Source organism: Sporosarcina saromensis (genome assembly GCF_033253735.1).
GTDB classification, from domain to species: Bacteria; Bacillota; Bacilli; order Bacillales_A; family Planococcaceae; genus Sporosarcina; species Sporosarcina saromensis.
Genome location: NZ_JAUBDI010000001.1, coordinates 333,085 through 350,105, shown reverse-complemented (window position 1 = coordinate 350,105; position 17,021 = coordinate 333,085). Strand labels below are relative to the sequence as shown.

20 protein-coding genes are annotated in these 17,021 nt (G+C 40.3%); 13 read left to right on the top strand and 7 right to left on the bottom strand.

Translation table 11 applies throughout. From position 1 onward, the window contains the following. Position 1 precedes the first annotated feature (1 nt). The 3 genes from QT711_RS01800 (at position 2) to QT711_RS01790 (ending at position 1,924) form a co-directional block, all read left to right on the top strand. On the top strand, positions 2-349 hold the full coding sequence (locus QT711_RS01800; RefSeq protein WP_317941771.1) for a cytochrome C oxidase subunit IV family protein: 348 nt from the start codon (positions 2-4) through the stop codon (positions 347-349). A 154-nt stretch (positions 350-503) separates the two neighbouring features. Then, positions 504-1,430: a cytochrome c oxidase assembly factor CtaG gene (gene ctaG, locus QT711_RS01795; RefSeq protein ID WP_317941770.1), complete on the top strand. Its 927-nt coding sequence runs from the start codon at positions 504-506 to the stop codon at positions 1,428-1,430. 32 nt (positions 1,431-1,462) lie between these two features. Next, positions 1,463-1,924 carry a DUF420 domain-containing protein gene (locus QT711_RS01790; protein ID WP_317941769.1) on the top strand — a complete coding sequence of 154 codons (462 nt, stop codon included), beginning with the start codon at positions 1,463-1,465 and terminating at the stop codon, positions 1,922-1,924. A gap of 359 nt (positions 1,925-2,283) precedes the next feature. Here QT711_RS01790 and ytvI read toward each other — a convergent pair whose 3' ends face one another. Further along, the gene (ytvI, locus tag QT711_RS01785) at positions 2,284-3,312 is read right to left on the bottom strand and encodes a sporulation integral membrane protein YtvI (RefSeq protein WP_317941768.1); all 1,029 of its coding nucleotides are present in this window, start codon (positions 3,310-3,312) and stop codon (positions 2,284-2,286) included. Positions 3,313-3,452: 140 nt separating this feature from the next. Further along, positions 3,453-3,818, bottom strand: a complete 366-nt coding sequence (locus tag QT711_RS01780) for a YugN family protein (protein ID WP_317941767.1) — start codon at positions 3,816-3,818, stop codon at positions 3,453-3,455. A gap of 219 nt (positions 3,819-4,037) precedes the next feature. On the opposite strand from QT711_RS01780, the gene QT711_RS01775 reads away from it, so the two are divergent. Then, positions 4,038-5,123: a CAP domain-containing protein gene (locus QT711_RS01775; RefSeq protein ID WP_317941766.1), complete on the top strand. Its 1,086-nt coding sequence runs from the start codon at positions 4,038-4,040 to the stop codon at positions 5,121-5,123. Here QT711_RS01775 and QT711_RS01770 read toward each other — a convergent pair whose 3' ends face one another. Next, complete coding sequence (locus QT711_RS01770) at positions 5,124-5,855, bottom strand: amino acid kinase family protein (RefSeq protein WP_317941765.1); 732 nt, start codon at positions 5,853-5,855, stop codon at positions 5,124-5,126. 91 nt (positions 5,856-5,946) lie between these two features. Between QT711_RS01770 and QT711_RS01765 the strand changes: the two genes are divergently transcribed. Next, positions 5,947-7,383 (top strand): UDP-N-acetylmuramoyl-L-alanyl-D-glutamate--2,6-diaminopimelate ligase, encoded by a 1,437-nt coding sequence (locus QT711_RS01765; RefSeq protein WP_317941764.1) that lies wholly within the window; start codon positions 5,947-5,949, stop codon positions 7,381-7,383. A gap of 69 nt (positions 7,384-7,452) precedes the next feature. Continuing rightward, on the top strand, positions 7,453-7,896 hold the full coding sequence (locus QT711_RS01760) for a YlbF family regulator (protein ID WP_317941763.1): 444 nt from the start codon (positions 7,453-7,455) through the stop codon (positions 7,894-7,896). A 61-nt stretch (positions 7,897-7,957) separates the two neighbouring features. Here QT711_RS01760 and QT711_RS01755 read toward each other — a convergent pair whose 3' ends face one another. Then, positions 7,958-8,869 (bottom strand): glycerophosphodiester phosphodiesterase family protein, encoded by a 912-nt coding sequence (locus tag QT711_RS01755; protein WP_317941762.1) that lies wholly within the window; start codon positions 8,867-8,869, stop codon positions 7,958-7,960. 135 nt (positions 8,870-9,004) lie between these two features. On the opposite strand from QT711_RS01755, the gene QT711_RS01750 reads away from it, so the two are divergent. Beyond that, a complete protein-coding gene (locus QT711_RS01750) occupies positions 9,005-9,277 on the top strand; it encodes a YlbG family protein (protein ID WP_317941761.1) in 273 nt (90 codons plus the stop codon). An 82-nt stretch (positions 9,278-9,359) separates the two neighbouring features. Here the strand turns inward: QT711_RS01750 and QT711_RS01745 are convergent, their stop codons facing one another. Continuing rightward, positions 9,360-9,752, bottom strand: a complete 393-nt coding sequence (locus QT711_RS01745) for a DUF7147 family protein (RefSeq protein ID WP_317941760.1) — start codon at positions 9,750-9,752, stop codon at positions 9,360-9,362. 92 nt (positions 9,753-9,844) lie between these two features. Here QT711_RS01745 and QT711_RS01740 point away from each other — a divergent pair, with 92 nt between their 5' ends. The 3 genes from QT711_RS01740 to coaD are packed head-to-tail and all read left to right on the top strand — an operon-like array spanning position 9,845 to position 12,298. Further along, positions 9,845-11,263: a hypothetical protein gene (locus QT711_RS01740; protein WP_317941759.1), complete on the top strand. Its 1,419-nt coding sequence runs from the start codon at positions 9,845-9,847 to the stop codon at positions 11,261-11,263. After that, on the top strand, positions 11,260-11,808 hold the full coding sequence (gene rsmD / locus QT711_RS01735; RefSeq protein WP_317941758.1) for a 16S rRNA (guanine(966)-N(2))-methyltransferase RsmD: 549 nt from the start codon (positions 11,260-11,262) through the stop codon (positions 11,806-11,808). Before QT711_RS01740 ends, rsmD begins: the two co-directional genes overlap by 4 nt. A gap of 10 nt (positions 11,809-11,818) precedes the next feature. After that, the gene (gene coaD / locus QT711_RS01730) at positions 11,819-12,298 is read left to right on the top strand and encodes a pantetheine-phosphate adenylyltransferase (protein ID WP_317941757.1); all 480 of its coding nucleotides are present in this window, start codon (positions 11,819-11,821) and stop codon (positions 12,296-12,298) included. Between the two features lie 102 nt (positions 12,299-12,400). Here coaD and QT711_RS01725 read toward each other — a convergent pair whose 3' ends face one another. Then, on the bottom strand, positions 12,401-13,291 hold the full coding sequence (locus QT711_RS01725) for a hypothetical protein (RefSeq protein WP_317941756.1): 891 nt from the start codon (positions 13,289-13,291) through the stop codon (positions 12,401-12,403). A 415-nt stretch (positions 13,292-13,706) separates the two neighbouring features. On the opposite strand from QT711_RS01725, the gene QT711_RS01720 reads away from it, so the two are divergent. Then, entirely contained in the window at positions 13,707-14,753 is a 1,047-nt protein-coding gene (locus QT711_RS01720) for a SepM family pheromone-processing serine protease (RefSeq protein WP_317941755.1), read from the top strand. Here the strand turns inward: QT711_RS01720 and QT711_RS01715 are convergent. Further along, positions 14,726-15,967, bottom strand: coding sequence for a nucleotidyltransferase (locus tag QT711_RS01715; RefSeq protein ID WP_317941754.1), 1,242 nt, complete (start codon positions 15,965-15,967; stop codon positions 14,726-14,728). The genes QT711_RS01720 and QT711_RS01715 overlap by 28 nt on opposite strands. A 127-nt stretch (positions 15,968-16,094) precedes the next feature. On the opposite strand from QT711_RS01715, the gene QT711_RS01710 reads away from it, so the two are divergent. Next, a complete protein-coding gene (locus QT711_RS01710; RefSeq protein ID WP_317941753.1) occupies positions 16,095-16,628 on the top strand; it encodes a YceD family protein in 534 nt (177 codons plus the stop codon). A 22-nt stretch (positions 16,629-16,650) separates the two neighbouring features. Next, the gene (gene rpmF, locus QT711_RS01705; protein ID WP_317941752.1) at positions 16,651-16,824 is read left to right on the top strand and encodes a 50S ribosomal protein L32; all 174 of its coding nucleotides are present in this window, start codon (positions 16,651-16,653) and stop codon (positions 16,822-16,824) included. Positions 16,825-17,021 lie beyond the last annotated feature (197 nt).

Sequence of the window (17,021 nt, the reverse complement as noted above, 5' to 3'; positions counted from 1 at the left end):
GATGGCTGACATCCAAGTTTACAAACGTACACCAGCTGAGCAGTCACTAGCTAAACGACGTGCAAAGTTAGCAATGCGTAATCAGGTAATGATGTTCTCGCTAATGATTTTCTTGACTCTCGTTTCATTTTCCATGGTTGTCGCATTTGAGAAAGATGTACCTGGTTTCTCCCAGTACTTCATCATTCCGATGATTTTACTATTTGCAGCTGTGCAAGTAGGTCTACAATTGTATTATTTCATGCATATGAATGAAAAAGGACATGGCATTCCTCAAATGTTCATGTATACAGGAGCTTTATTTGGTTTCCTAATTCCTTTGACATTCGTCACGATTGTATGGTGGTAAGTGTATTTTCAAGAGCCTGTGGATAAAAATCCACAGGCTTTTGTTTTCTACATAAAATATTTCTCTTAACTACCGCTTTGTCAAAGTTCGTTCATTGTGTTCAAGCGTTGTACAACCTATAATAGAGAAAGACCTACTTGAAGGAGTGATGGCAATGATGCCTTTAAGCATATTTGGATTTCGGGCAATGTGGAGTCCTTATTTTTTCCTTTTCATCGTACTGCTTACCGTTTTATATTTTTTATTGACGAAAAAGTGGAGGCATCGTTTCGAAGGAACAGAGCCTGTAACAAAACGTGAAATCAAGTTCTTTTTAGGCGCTATGGTTTTGTTATACATCGTCAAGGGATCGCCCGCTGATTTACTTGGACATATTTTATTCTCAGTCCATATGGCTCAAATGGCGCTATTGTTATTAGTCATTGCACCGTTTTTGATTATTGGAATTCCGAACTTCATTTGGAAGAAAGTTTTCAGTGTAAAGTGGATTGATAAGACCGTTCGGTTGTTTACAAAACCAGTGATTAGTCTTCTCGTCTTTACAGTGATGTTTTCACTGAATCATTATCCAATGGTGCTGGATTTCATTAAACTTAATATTGTTGTCCATTCAGTCTTCACGATTGCGGTATTTTTATCCGCCTTGTTCTTATGGTGGCCGATTGTGAATACAATGGATAGTCATCCAAAACTGCATGGCTTAAAGAAAATTGGTTATGTGATTTTAAGTGCTATACTGATTACTCCTGCTTGTTCACTAATTATCTTTGTGGACGTACCGGTTTATGAAACATACAGCAGTGGGGAAGCGTGGCTACAAGCAATGGCGTTATGTGTACCTGCTGGAACGTTGACGTCTTTATCGGGCCTTTCAATTTCCGGTCCAGAACTCTTTACGAATATGCCAACGCTTTATGACCAACAATTAGGCGGAATCATCATGAAAGTGATTCAAGAATTGATCTATGTTGTTGTCATCGGTAAGATTTTCATTAAATGGTACCGTGAAGAGCAATTGAATGCTGATGAAATTACGAAGAGAGATCTATTAGAGAGACAGAATTTAGAAATGCACAGTTAATGCATATATAATTAGTGAAGGGGTATTTCGAAATGGGTGTTCCTTTTTTACCTACAGTCAGTACACTACTAATTGTGCTTTCCGCCGTGTTTGTTGCAATCGGTTGGAAGTTCATTAAAGAGAAAAAAGTTGAAGCGCATAAGAAAATGATGATGGCTGCGGCTGTTTCAGCTTTGTTATTTCTAATCATTTATATTTCACGGACGGTTTTCATCGGAAATACAGCATTCGGTGGTCCAGACGAATTGAAAATCTACTATACCGTTTTTCTTATTTTTCATATCGTTCTTGCGACAACTGGAGCTGTATTAGGAGTAATTACAATTCGTTCAGGCTTGAAGAATCGATTAGATCGACATCGTAAAATCGGCCCGATTACTGCTGTCATCTGGCTATTTACAGCGATTACAGGAATTGCAGTCTATTTGTTGCTATATGTATTTTACAAAGGCGGCGAAACGACATCGGTCTTTAAAGCAATACTTGGATTTTAATTAAATAAGTGTGATGAAAATGAGCCTGGGACAAAGCTCTACATAGACCGTTCCTCTGCGCTCCAAAAGGCACGCTTTCCGCGGGGCGCGCTTGAGCCTCCTCGTCCGCGTCGCTTCGCTTTGCTTCCTGTGGGGTCTCAACATTCGCGCTACAATCCCGCAGGAGTCGGCCTTTTTCCGCTCCGATCCACTCATGAATATGAAAAAGAAACATTGTAAAAGCATAAAAAAATGCATGCCGGCGAATTTGCCTCATGCATTTTTTTATGTTTTGTCCCAGCCGTTTTTTACTTCTTTAACCAAGTCATATAACTGAGTCATGAGCAGAGGAACAGTTTAAATATAGTTCCAGTGGTAGGTCATATCTTAAAGTTTAACTTGATAATCCCAGCTTCTCGGGCTGTATTGAATAAGATGACGATCATCGGGCCGATGAAAAAGCCGAGAACCCCGAAAAGTTTTAAGCCGATGAACATGCCTATCAATGTAGGTAAAGGTGATAACCCAATCTGATTCCCCATGACTTTCGGTTCAATCGTTCTACGAATGACAAGAAGAACAATTGCTAAAATCGTTAATTTTGTTCCCATTGCGATGTCACCACTCACAAATTGATAGAGTGCCCATGGAGCTAAAACGATTATGGAACCTAAGATTGGAATCACGTCAATGATCCAAATAACGATCGACATGATTAACGCATACTTTGGTGCAATGAATAAAAGTCCAACAAATGCAACTGCAAGAATGATGAAGCTAACAAGTAATTGGGCTTTCATGAAACCGAATATGACGGAGTTCAGTTTCACAGTCATGTACCGCACTTTTTTTGCTGTATCCATTGTTAAGTGTCTGAAGACCATTGCTTTAAGCTCAGGCAATTCAAGCATAAATAGGAATAGAGCAATCATGAATACGATTAGGCTTACTAAAAAATTTGGTATTTCTGATGCGAGTGAGACAATTTTCTCGGAATTGAAAAATGAGAGCAATGAATCTCTAAATGAGTTTAGAATATCATTAAAGCCGTTTTGCATAGACTTTACAACATCTTCAGGAAGTCCGGACGTATACAGGAATATTTTGTTTTGGAAGTCAATCCATACGCCTGAAAGCTTATTCAAGTATTCAGGTGCGTCTTTTGTAAACTGAATGATCCTTCCGATTAACGATGTCACGGTATAATAGATGATGATTGCCAACATTGCTACGATGAAGATGTAGACGGAGATGACAGAAACTTTCCTTTTGCATTTGAATTTTAACTCTGTCAGTTTAACGAGGGGTTCAAATAGCAAAGCAGTAAGAAGGGCTAAAATAATCGGTATTGAGACGGGAAGTATAAAAATAGCGATCAATACAAGAATTAGCAAAAATAGAACTACCATAAAATTTCTTTTTGTAAGCCAACGCGACAACGGTCATTCCTCCAAAATATTCATTGGTCTTATTATAACCAAAAGAGGCAGGAATGAATAGCCAAAATGCCGAAGAAGTAGAACTTCTCCGGCATTCTTTCAATAAACGATTATTTAACTAGAACATAAGGTTGAAGTTCTTCAAATACTGCTTTTAACGTAGCTTTGCAATCTTTTATTAAACCTTCAGGGAAAATTTCATCTTCACCATATTCTACCCCATGTGGATAGTAGTGTTTACCAATAACCGGTTTTTTCAAATTCATGATGGCGTCTCTTGTATCAACATCACCATCAGTTGTGTAGCCGAATACACGTAAGTAGTACGTACCTTCTTTAATGACGTACTTCTTATCATATGTCACTCTTTCATAATCCCATTGTCCAGCACGCACAAGATCATGCTTCAGCATAATTTCGTCAAGTAAAGATAGATCAGCAACAATTTCTTCAATGCCTGTATTTTCAATATACATTGTGTCGTATCCTCCTTTAAATATATTCCGTCGATATAGCCTATACTTATTTATCATAGACCAAATTGGTGCGAGTTGCAATGACAAGATTGTGTCATCTAGTAGCTTACAAGTTAGAAAAAGAACGTCATACAATCAGAATAATGGGTGACTTTATACCCTCTATTCGGTAAGATTGTCTTATACGATTAAACAAACTAGGAAAGAGGGCGAGGAGTTATGAAAGTGTTTTGGAAAATTGGTTTATCACTTATCGTCCTTCTTACCGTTTTTTATTTTTTGGACAGTCGAGTAAAGGAGAATGAACCTCTGGAATCTCCTGTCAACCACGGTACTGCCATACCTGTCATAGATAAAGAACTTGAAGGGCAAGTAGTAGGACCTGAACGACCGAAAACTGGCTTATCCACACTCGTAGGGCAGTCGACAGCAATACTTTTACAACAATTTGGAGAACCTGATCGAATTGAACCTTCTACTTACGCATATGATTGGTGGATCTATAACACGACTGTTAATATGATGGTCGGTATAGAAAAAGAAAAGGTAAACCAAGTGTTCAGTGCGGATGTAAGTGCAAATTTATCTCCTTTTGAGGTAGGGCAAAATGTTCAGGATATATTCCGATTTTCAATTATAGAATCAGAAGTTAATGTACAAATTGAGAATAATTTGTACACATTCTCTTTAAGCAATCAGGACATTATGGATCGGATGCTTATAAAATATGAGGATTTATTCGCTCAAGTGTATGTAGATGCTGAACAACAGAAAATTGTCGGTATACGTTTTATTGACCCGACGACGTTAATCATCCATCAGCCTTACGATATGGAGTATATGGGGGAACTCGTCGCCAGCCAACCACCATCCTCTACGATACAAATTGAAGTGGATCGAGCAAATGAACGTCAAATTGTCGAACTGACGAATTATTTTAGAGATCAAAGCGGGGTTCCCGTTGTAGAGTATGATTACTGGCTTACTGTATTAGCGCAGGAACATAGTAAGGATATGGCTATAGAAAAATATTTTTCACATGAATCTCCTTCATCAGGGAACTTATCCGAGAGGCTGAAAAGCGCTGAAATTGAACATAAAAAAGCAGGGGAGAATATTGCAACCAATTATGTGGATGCAATTGAGGCTGTCCACGGTTGGTTAAATTCTCCCGCTCATCGGAGTGTATTATTGGATCCTGATGTAACGGACATTGGAACAGGTGCATATGGGAAATATTATACACAAGTGCTCATCAAGACTGAGAAAAAAGAGAAATCGGACTCCAATTTCATACGGAATTAATTACGGCTTTATCCAAGTGCCTGTTTCATTTGAAGTGATACCTCTTACATATAGAGGTATCGCTTTTTTCATTGCGTACAAAGCGGCTCGCTTTTGAATGACCGGCCGTTCTGTATTCAATAAGGGAAGTAATTGGCGAAAAGAAATGTGATCAAGCTTTGTTACGTTGTGACCCGTTTTAGGATCAGAGGACATAATGCCAGGAACATCTTTGAAGAATTCGACATGTGAAGCCCTTAACGCCGCTCCAAGTGCGATTGCTGTTAAGTCACTTCCACCTCGGCCGATTGTCATCACTTGCCCGAACTCATTCATTCCCTGAAACCCTGGTATGATGACGCATCCGGTCTGTTGTAAACTATCTGATATCATCGTTGGATCTATGTCACTTATCGTTCCATCACCAAACTCACCGGATGTCCAAATACCCGCTTGAATGCCATGAAGTACTTTGTTTGCAATACCTGCTTGTTCCAATTCCGCTGACAGAATAGCAGAGGCGATAAGTTCACCGCAAGATGCAGCAAGATCGCTTGCCGCTTTAGATACACGAAATGCGTCAGTAAGCCTTAACAAGCTATCTGTTGAATAAGGGTCCTTCCCTCTACCGATAGCTGAAACGACTACGACAACGTTCGTATACTCTTCTAATCCAGCTTTAATGTGACCGATACAAATCTTTCTAGACTGTTCATCTTTCATTGCGACGCCGCCAAATTTTTGAACTATCATGCAAACTCCCAACTTTCTTCGTGTCGTTCGTTTCAACTTCTTCATACGATAAAGTATGGTTCGCTTTCAATATATTCGTTAGTAGCCGATTTTGTTCGGGAAGGGGAGAGGGCTTTTGTTACTTTCAGAGCTTGTAAAAGATTGGCCCTGCACTGTGAAAGGGAGTATTGGTGTAGATGTTTTAGGTGTTACTGAACGATCGGGAGCAGTGAAACAAGGTGATCTTTTTGTTGCGAGAAAGGGAAAGGCTGACGACGGGATTTTTCACGTTGAAGAAGCGATCCGAAGAGGTGCAATTGCCATTGTCATGGATCGTAATTGCAAAGCAGAGCTGAGCAGATACCCTACTGTTCCGATTATTACTGTTCCAGATGGGAGGAAATTCTTATCACATGTAAGTGCAAAACTTTCAGGAAATCCATCGGAATTATTGACAATCATTGCGGTTACTGGAACGAATGGCAAAACAACAGTGACCCATTTTGTCGGTCAGTTACTGCATGAAATGGGCGCGAAAGCTGCAGTTATTGGAACGACAGGTATCTATATGAATGGTGAAAAATGTGTGATGGATTTGCCGGATATGACAACATTACCAGCGGAATACCTCCATCCACTCTTAAAGAAATGCGTTGAAGGCGGCATTACTCACGTCATTATGGAAGCTTCTTCGCTAGGATTATCGACTTCTAGATTAGATCATTGTGATATTGATATTGGCGTTTTTCTGAATATTGGTGTAGATCATTACGAGGAGCACGGCAGTAAACAGGCTTATTTAGCAGCAAAGCAATTACTTGCAAATTTATCGAAGGAAATTATTGTTAATCAAGACGACGAGATATGTATCGAACTTGTTAAGAATGCAAGTAAACCTACCTACAGGTACAATGTCAATATGACAGCTGATGTAGCTGTTCCAAAAGAGCTTTATCCAACCGCCTTATTAGGAAGACATAACAAAAGTAATGCGATGGCTGCAGTTAGTGTGTTAATGCGATTAGGCTATGACCAAAAGGAAGTCTTGGCTCATTGTCATAAACTCATTTTGCCTGAAGGACGCTTGCAGCAGATAGAGCATGCTGGAATAAAAGTTTACATTGACTACGCACATACACCCGATGCACTTCAAACAGTCTTACAATCTTTAATAGAAGAGTTTACGGATTGTCCCATCATTACTGTTTTTGGATGCGGGGGAAACAGAGATCGTGGAAAACGCCCGGAGATGGCGAAAGTGGCAGTATCCTTATCTACTAAAGTAATGATCACATCTGATAATCCGCGGTATGAAGACCCAAATGCTATCATTCGCGACGTCTATTCCGGAATAGAAGGTGAATCTAGTAACGTTTTTATTGAGCCAAATCGTAGGAAAGCAATTGAAACTGTCATTGCAGCAGCAAAAGAAGGGGATATCGTGTTAATCGCTGGAAAAGGGCATGAAAAGACTCAACTAATTGGGGGGGAATCATTTCATTTCTCGGATTATGAAATCGCTAAAGAAGCGATTCTCGGAAAAAAATAATTTTCTATGCGGATTTGTGCACGAGACGGTAGTAATTTGGTATGATGAAGTGGAATGGAGGGATGCTATATGATGATGACAGACGAATGGCTGTCAATCATTGAGCAATCTGAAGAACTCTCTGCCATGTTACTCTCTTCAGAAGTAATTGAAACGTATAGAAGAGCGAATCATGCTGTTTACTCCAACAAAGAGTTGGCTCGAACGATTAATGATTTTACGAACATGAAGGAGCGTTATGAAGAAGTTCAACGTTTTGGAAGGTATCATCCTGACTACCAAGTAGTCATGAAACATATAAGAGTTCAAAAGAGAGAATTAGATATGAATGAAGACATCGCTGCATTACGGCTTGCAGAGAATGATGTGCAAGACTTGTTGAATGAAATAAGTGCCATCATTGGCCGTTCTGTATCTGAATCGGTGAAAATACCAGCAGGCGATGGATTTTTCACGAATTCCTCATGTGGAGGAGGGTGTGGTTCGGGAGGAAGTTGTTCCTGTTCTGCATAGACGTAAATTAAAGTAGACAAAAAACGTTTGCCATCTGAACAGAAGGTAAACGTTTTTTGTATTAGTAAGACGTATGTTTTTGGATGATGTTTAATGCGATTTCAGGTTCGTTTGTCAATATACCTTTTGCGCCGGATTTCAATAGCTTTTCAATGGCGCTCGAGTTTACTACATCTTGATAAAAAACAGCTACATTCAGTTTAGAGAGAAAAGTAATGAAACCTTCAGAGTTCAAAGGAAATACACCCATCTTCTCAGAGATATTGAATACATCAGCTCTTGGGTTGTATAAGTGGCCTAATTTACTGGAATAGGCTGCATAAGCTTTCTTAACTTCATCATTCCCTGCACCTGTTGCCACCTTTTGTTGAGCATATAAATTAAAACGGTCTGTTTGTTCATCGTAAACGCTCATTACGATGATTCGATCTTCAGCACCTGTCTCTTCGATGAGTCGCCACAACTTAGACGGCATCAGACTGCCTTCATATGTGTCGGGAGAATCTTTCAGATTGACCGCAATTAGTAACTGTGGAAACTCTTCAATGAGTTCTCGCAAAGTGACAATCGACTGTCCAGTATTCCGGTAGATGTATTGTCCGGTTTCGTCTGCAAACATATACCCTGCGTCTGCTTGTTTAAGCTCCTGACATGTATACTCTGACACTTTACCGGAAAAATCCGTCGTTTGTTCAACGGTTTCGTCACGGAAAATAACAATCTCCTCATCTTTCGTCAGTCGGATGTCAACAGCGAAACCATGGACACCGATTTCAGCCGCTTTTGAGAACGCAGCCATTGTATAATCAGGTACAGAGCTCATATTTGCACACGTACACAAAACAACTGGATCCTTGTAAGCAAGAGCTTCTTTAGAAGGGCGTGGTTTTGGTTTAACGACTACTTTAGAAGCAGCCCATGCAGCGACTCCCGCGGCACCTACAGTAAGGGCTACTTTGGTTTTTCTTCCCATCATCGTTTCCTCCTATCCTTGTAACAACCTGTCCTTCCTACATTATAGGCGAAAAAATGGAACCTGTCAGCAATGTTCGGTTGCAGCTTATTTCAGACATATGGTATTGTATGGGGAAGGAAAGAGGGGAAAAACATGATTGATCGACAAGGGATAATTATCTATCTCCATCATTTAAAGCAAGCAAAGTCCCTACGAAAGTACGGCCATGTCCATTATATTTCTAGGAAAATGAAATACGTCGTCATCTACTGCGACCAAACAGATACAGAAGACACCATCCGTAAAATTGAACGATTGCCTTCTGTTAAAAAAGTACTTCCATCTTATAGACCTTTTGTAAAAACTGAATATGAAAATGCAAAACCGGATAAAGCTAAGGAATACGATTACAAAATAGGTCTGTGATGAGTAGGACCAACCTGAGGAATCTGCCTCCAGTTCCATATGACGAGTATTCTTTACTCCTTTATCTTGACTAGGAAGCACATCAGCCTAGTGGAGGTAAAAGATGATTCAATCGAAGGATGCCCGTTATGTATTGGAAGAAAAGTTGTGTATCTGCAAACTCAGAAGAATGTTTCATGTCAATGAAAATCGGTGGATGACCGAGTTGTTCTCCTAACTCTTCAAATAGAATTGTTCTTTTAGACTTTTTCATTTCGGTTTGTTGAATGCCTTCCCTGCAAATGTAAATGGGCATGAATTTGCTGTCACTTGCAGGAGTGAATGCAGCGGCAAGGGAAATCATCTGTTTGTCTTGAATGGTTGATGAGAAGATGAAAGCACGGTGAAGACGGTCTTTATTCGTTTTCATTAGCTCGAATAACTCGTAGACATCACCAAAACCTTCACCTAATTCAATAAAACGCTGTTGATACAATTATGACACTACCTTTCGTATTAAGGGATAAATTCATAATACCATTTGCTTTACCAATACGCATTCATCTTAGCATACAGTGAGGTGCGCAAGTGAAAAATAGTAGCAGGATTGTTGGTTTATTACTACTAGTGAACATTGCTCTCGTATATATGCATTATAGCCTGATGGCTGATGCGAACGAGAGTACTGAATATCCACAAACTTATAACCAAGAAATTGAAGTAATTAATCGTGCGGACACGATACTCGTCAAGCAACATTTTACAAACTTACATCCAGGTAGACATGAGCTCGTGTTTCCAAAAAATGTGCAAAATATTGCTTGTTACAAGGAAAAAGATACATCTTGTTCTCGTTTGAATGATAATTCTACTGCTTTTATCGAAGGAGAGCAATCAGCGCAGTCCATATCCTATGAAATCCCTACGGATAGCAAGTATGGAGCAAGTTTATTCATCAAAGACCCATTTGTCACAATTAGGAATGAAACAACTAACAAATCATTACTCCACATAACGGACGAACAAGGTATTGGAGGTATGTGGTTAAGTGGTTTGAAGCTGATTGGCAAGAAACATACCGAGTTGATAAACTATGCCTTCTACAAAGGTAACGGACCAATTACAGAGCTTTATTGGCAAAAAGACCCCTTGCCAGTTACGCATCAAGCTAAAGAGCTAACCATTTATGGTCAAAAACTTGATAAGGAACAAGGGGAGCAACTCGCAAATTCGTTAGCTGAAGTAAAAACGGATCACTTGGATGTGATCATCGGAACGTCGAAGAAACACGTTCAAGGCGACCGAATTGTTGTAGTAGATGAACTCAATACAACTTCCATCCATCAATTATATGAAAAGGCAATTCGCACACAATATGCTTTACCACGGGAGGAACTCGTTACAGCACAGTTGACAACTTCCATTCTTCTTGATGAACCCGTGGGAGCAACTCGATCAAAAAGAGCTTATGAGATGCTGAAAAACGAGTTGACTAAAGTAGAATTTGATCAGTTGCAATTGGTGTTGATGAATAAGCGTGGAGGTCAAATTGATGCTGCCGGTCTTGATGGGATGATTGGCGAGCTGAAAGGAATGTCCACTTCTTTTGTGCAGAAAAATGTCAATGAGTCATTTCCTTTCGTCTTTGAAGAAACAAGAGAAATTGTGCTCAACGGTAAGGAACAGGAAGGGATTCCTGTTGTGATGAAAGGGAAGCAGACGTTGTATGCGCTAAATGCATTACTTACCGCTATGGGTTATGAGGTATCTTCGAATGAACGCTCAATTTATGTGCAGGGTACTCAAGAGGATTATCGCTTCTCATTAAGAGACCCGTTTTATGTCCACAATGAGAAAAAGCATACGCTGAGGGAAGCACCTTATGTACGAATCGGGAATGCGTATTATTTTGACGAAGATGCACTTCGCCGGATTTTCCATTTATCGATACAGAAAAACGATGAGCAGATACTAATGACATCGTTGAATGGAGGGGAATCTGAATGAGGGTAGTTGCTGGTTCAAGAAAAGGAACACCACTGAAATCAATTGCAAGCAATCAAACGAGACCGACTTCCGATAAGGTAAAGGAATCCATTTTTAATATGATTGGTCCTTATTTTGACGGGGGAGTTGCTGTTGAGCTATTCGGAGGCAGTGGTTCATTGTCCATCGAATCATTGTCTAGAGGAATCGATTCAGCTTACATATTTGAGAAAAATCCAAGAGCATGCTCGGTCATTAAAGAGAACGTTGAAAAGTGCCGTTATACCGAACAGGTGAAAATGATTCGTGGGGATGCGCGAAATGCTGTAAAAACGTTGCAAGCCTCATCTGTTCAAGTGGATTTGTTGTTTATCGACCCGCCTTATGCAGAAACGAGTTTTTACGAGCTTGCAGAAACGTTTGTCCAAGCTGGACTTCTGACGGAACAGGCAATCATCGTATGTGAGCATGATAAAAAACTTGCACTCCCAGAAAATTATGGTGACTATTGTAGAACGAAAAATCCGATTTACGGAAATAGCGCAATATCCATCTACATGAAATGAGGTACCATTTATGACAAAAATAGCAGTTGTTCCAGGTAGTTTTGATCCCATTACAAACGGACATTTAGATATTATTGAACGGGCCGCTAAAGTATTTCCTGAAGTGAGAGTTGCTGTGATGCACAACTCGTCAAAAAATCCTCTTTTTACAGTAGAGGAGCGTATCGATTTGATTCGTCAAGTAACCGCTAAATTTCCAAATGTCCTTGTTGAATCCTCATCTGGTTTACTCATCGATTACGCACATAAAGCTGGAGCTTCAGTGATTGTAAGAGGATTACGCGCAATTTCCGATTTTGAGTATGAAATGCAAATTACTTCGATGAATCGGATGCTTGATGAAAGCATTGAAACATTTTTCGTCATGACCAAAAATCAATATTCATTCTTGAGCTCGAGTATTGTGAAAGAAGTGTCTAAATATGGCGGAAACATTTCTGCGCTCGTTCCAACAGTAGTGGAAGAAGCATTACATAAGAAATTCCAGTGATTGATACGGATTTTAAGGTATAATTGAACAACCGTGCACATGAGGGTACAGTGGTAGTAAAAAGAGTCCAATGGTTATGACGTTTCGAGTCATAACCATTTTTTACATTAAGAAATACAAGAGTAGTGGAACAGCGAAGACACACCATAATCTTGACACGATATAAGGAATTAAGGGTATATTTACTGCTTTTGCAATGACAAAGACTTGCATATGAATGCTTAGACCATTGAAAGAAATGATTGCAGCGATTAAAAAGGGAAAACTGGCATAGGAGTAGAAATGATCAGTAGCGGATTGAACGCCTGACGTCATCTCAAAAATAGCAAGTAAAGCTGTTTTCGTAATGCCAAGATCCACTGGTATTGCAGTAGCTATTGCGGTTGTGAGAACAGTGCCTAATGATGAAAAGAAAATTACAGTTGTTGCTACAAGAATAATGACATTCGAACTTTCTTTGATGGATGCCAAAAATGGCGAAGTAGAAGTTTTAGGTAATTGTATAGATTGCATGGACAAGTTTTCGGGCTGATCCTTTTTTAAAAGTGTCATCGCCAATAAGAAGAATAGGAGATTAGCAATGTGAATGGCAGTTAGTAACTTCCATCCTGCTACCGGATTTCCAAGTAATTCTGTTCCGACAAATCCCACTATGAACATGGGGCCTGGTGCATGGCAAGCAGCAAGAAGATAACCACTTTCTCTTCTTGATAACTCTCCATTTTTCATCATTTCTGCTACCGTTACAGCACCAACTGGGAAACCACCGAAGGAACCTAATATATAGGCTTTCATGTATCTCTGCCAATTATTTGTTGCTTTTCGCTTCACAGGCATTTTTAAGAGCCATTGGGTTAAAATAATATAGGGAAGCAAATAAGGCAGCAATGCGTGGGTAAACAATCGTGCACCTGCTTCTGCTCCATCATGTGCTATACCAGGCTGTAATATAAATAATAGGATTAATGCCCATATAATGCCGATGCTAATCATACTGTAAACAGATGCTTATTGGTGAGCGTTAAAGTCATCTATGCGCCTCCTTTGGTTTGTCTATGCTCAATCATTGTTGTTATTGCTTTATTATGATTTTTTTCGATGGTACACTGTTTAACAGTGATTGTGATGATAAACACGGGTGATAGCGCTTGTCTGGCCTACGCCACCCTTCGCTTGGGCCCACAGGATGTGGGTCATGCAACCGTTGCCGCAGGACGCGGCGAACTTAGGTTGCGTTCCCTTATTGTCTAGCTTCGGGTGGCAGTTCCTCGAGTCGCTTCGCACTTGGAAGAAAAGGCAAAGAGCGCCTTTTTTCCAAGTACTCCAGCGCTTGTCGGACCTAACCGCCACCCTTCGCATTTCTATACTATGTTGTGTCTGTACAGGCTATTAATGGAGGTTTGGTCTTATGAAGATGAGGAAGTACGGTTTGTATGGGGTTGTTTTGCTTTTTATTGCTTTTTTATTTATTTATCCATTGGATGCATATGTATCGAAACCAGGTGGGGCATATGAATTGTCACCGATAGTGGAAGTGGAAAATGGTGATGAGGATGACGTTGGGGCATTCAGTCTTATGACAATTGCGATTGGAAAAGCAACTCCTTTCTCCTATGTAGCAGCTACCTTTTCTGACAAAATGAAGATTTTGCCGGTCCATAAAGTCCGAAGGGAAGGCGAAAATGACGAAGAATATAATGTGAGACAGAAGAAACTTATGTCTGATTCGCATTTTAATGCAATTACGACTGCATTCAAAAAAGTAGGGATACCCGTAGAGATAAAATATGACGGCGTTTTTGTCATGTCTGTTCTTCCTGGCGGTGCTGCAGAAGGAAAGCTGAAATCGGGTGATAAGATACGAGAAGTCGATGGTGTTCATTTGCATGAGGTCGGTCAATTCGCAAATCTTATTTCTTCAAAAGAAAAAGGGGACCATCTTACAGTTTTAGTTGAAAGGGACGATGAACTGAACGAGGTGGAACTGACTGTAGGTGAGATACCTAATTCAGAGGGCAGGATCGGTTTAGGTGTCCAATTCCAAGAAGATCGGGAATTGAAGACAGAACCAGCAGTCACTATCCATACAGCAGACATCGGTGGCCCTTCTGCAGGTCTAATGTTTACGCTTGAGATCATGAACCAATTAATGGAGGAAGACTTGACGAAAGGGTACAATATCGCTGGTACAGGAGAAATGCTTGCGGATGGTACGGTTGGACGTATCGGTGGAGCTGATTTCAAAGTTATTGCTGCGGATCGTGAAGACGTAGAAATCTTTTTTGCACCAGATGATGATCTCCCTCAAAATGTACGTGAATTAAATCCAGGAATTATGACAAACTATGAGGAAGCTGTAAAAACCGCAAAAAAAATAGGTACGAAGATGAAAATCGTACCTGTCAAAACGATTGATGATGCATTAGCTTATTTGGAATCGTTGGAACCGAAATGATGCGTTCTAATTGGTGGTGTTAAGTAATCAAGCCCGATTTTAGGGACGTGTTGACAATTGCCAAGTGCCATTGCATAAAGATCTGCTGCGCGAATATCCATTGTTAAGGAATCATTGGACAACGTGGCAACTTTGCTGATTAGAGGCAATGTTAAATGCTTCTTCACCGAACGCAAATAGGTCTGTCCATCCCCCGTCATACCGAGTAGACGTAAGTAGGAGGGGGCTGGCATTGTTTCTCGTTGCTCAACAGTGAACCCAGTCAAAATGTGCGTTAACATACGCTGGATTCTTGTCCAAGTGTAACGTTTAGATTTCACTTGTGCCATGAAAGGTTGAAAGGCATCATGCTTCAGGGCAGCGCGGTAAATAGCATTTTCAATGCCTTCAGTAATGTCTGCAATGGATGCTAAGCGTATGGGTCCTTCACGTAATATCGTATACCGTAAGTATGGATAAAAGGTCTCCCAATTCCCGAAGTGCCCCCGTTCGGCTTGCCAATCAAACAAAATGTCTTTTGTGGCTTGAGGAACGAATGGTTCCATTTCATCCATTGAACCGGTGGAGAAATACGATTTACGAATACCTGTTGCGCTCGCAACTTTATGTGCGTGTAAATCTGCTTCATGGTAATCTGCCCCACGTCTTTGAATGGTTGTCGGCTTCATCATAGAACCTATACATTGTGCTGCCTCCATGTAGTGAAAGCCTAATATATTATTCGGTTTTGTCAAATCTGCGAGTTGCGTTTGAGACGTGTTGTCTTGAATGCTTGTGTATGCTTCTTTTAATGCATTTGGGTAACTTCTGCCATCTTGAATCGCTTTTTTGATAACTGTTTCATACACGGTTTCTGTCTGGTTGATAAGTGATAGGCTATTGGTGAATGGAGTGATATCCCCGTCTTCACTTCCAAAACAAAAGGAAGAGCATCCAACAGCATCCAATAGCGTAATCGCTCCTCTTGCAAAAATGGGTGCATGAGCAGTGGCAAAACGATAGGGCAACTCAAAGACGAGGTCTACGCCGGATTGCAAAGCCATCTTTGTTCGGGCCCATTTATCAACAAAAGCAGGTTCGCCTCTTTGAAGGAAATTACCACTCATCACGGCGATGACGACGTCTGCTTTACTTGTCTCCCTAGCTTGTTGTGCATGATAGACATGTCCATTATGGAGCGGATTGTATTCAACTACGATGCCTGTCGCTTTCATTGTTCCCACCCTTTCGATATAATCTATTTGCATTATACGTCGATGCGTTTTAGGTGACAAGAAAATATCTTGACATCCCTTTTTATCCATTATATAATCAACAGTGTTGTCTTGAGGTGATATAGACGTGAAATGGTCCATTCATCAATTACAGAAATACAGGCAAGGTGCGATGCCGCTTGACGAAGCCATCAACCTTGACTCCGTGAAAAAACGGAATCCGGAAATCCGGGATATTCAGCCTGTCCACGTAACGGGTAGCTGTGTAATTGGTTCTAAGAAATTGACTTGCCATTTCCATCTTGAAGGTGAGATGACGTTGCCGTGTTCCCGTACTTGGGAAGACGTCAAACTCCCATTTTCAATTGAAACGGACGAGCAATTCAGTTGGGATGAAGCGACTTTGGCTGCGGATGATTCGATTCATCCTGTAATCGGGGAAGTTGTCGATCCAACCCCTGTTTTTGAAGAATTGATTCTTCTTGAAGTGCCTTTACAGATTTTTAGCGAAAAAGCTAATGAGATGAAAAGTGCAGAGGGGAAAGGTTGGTCCTATACAACTGATGAAGAATATGATGCACAGCAACGCGAAGGAAAAGAAAATAAAGTGGATCCTCGATTAGCAGGATTGGCTGGATTTTTTGATTCTGAAAAGAAATAGGCGATCATAAGGAGGTGCCCAAATGGCAGTACCAAAAAGAAGAACTTCTAAAACAGCAAAAAGACTTCGTCGTACACATTACAAATTACAAGTTCCAGGCATGACAACTTGCGATAATTGTGGCGAAATTAAATTGGCACACCGCATCTGCAAATCTTGCGGTCATTACAAAGGAAAAGAAGTCGTAGGCGAATAAGTTAGATTCCCCTACATAAAATCACCGAGAGGCCATGGCTCCGGTGATTTTTTTTGCGTTAAACTTCTTACTGGAGTTCGCTATCATCACTTGTACGCTGCAAACTCTCCTTTTAATTCAATTTATATCCATTAATCAAACTAGATTTTATTCGAAAAAGATGTACACCTTCTTCCTACTTGGTAGAATAGTAGAAA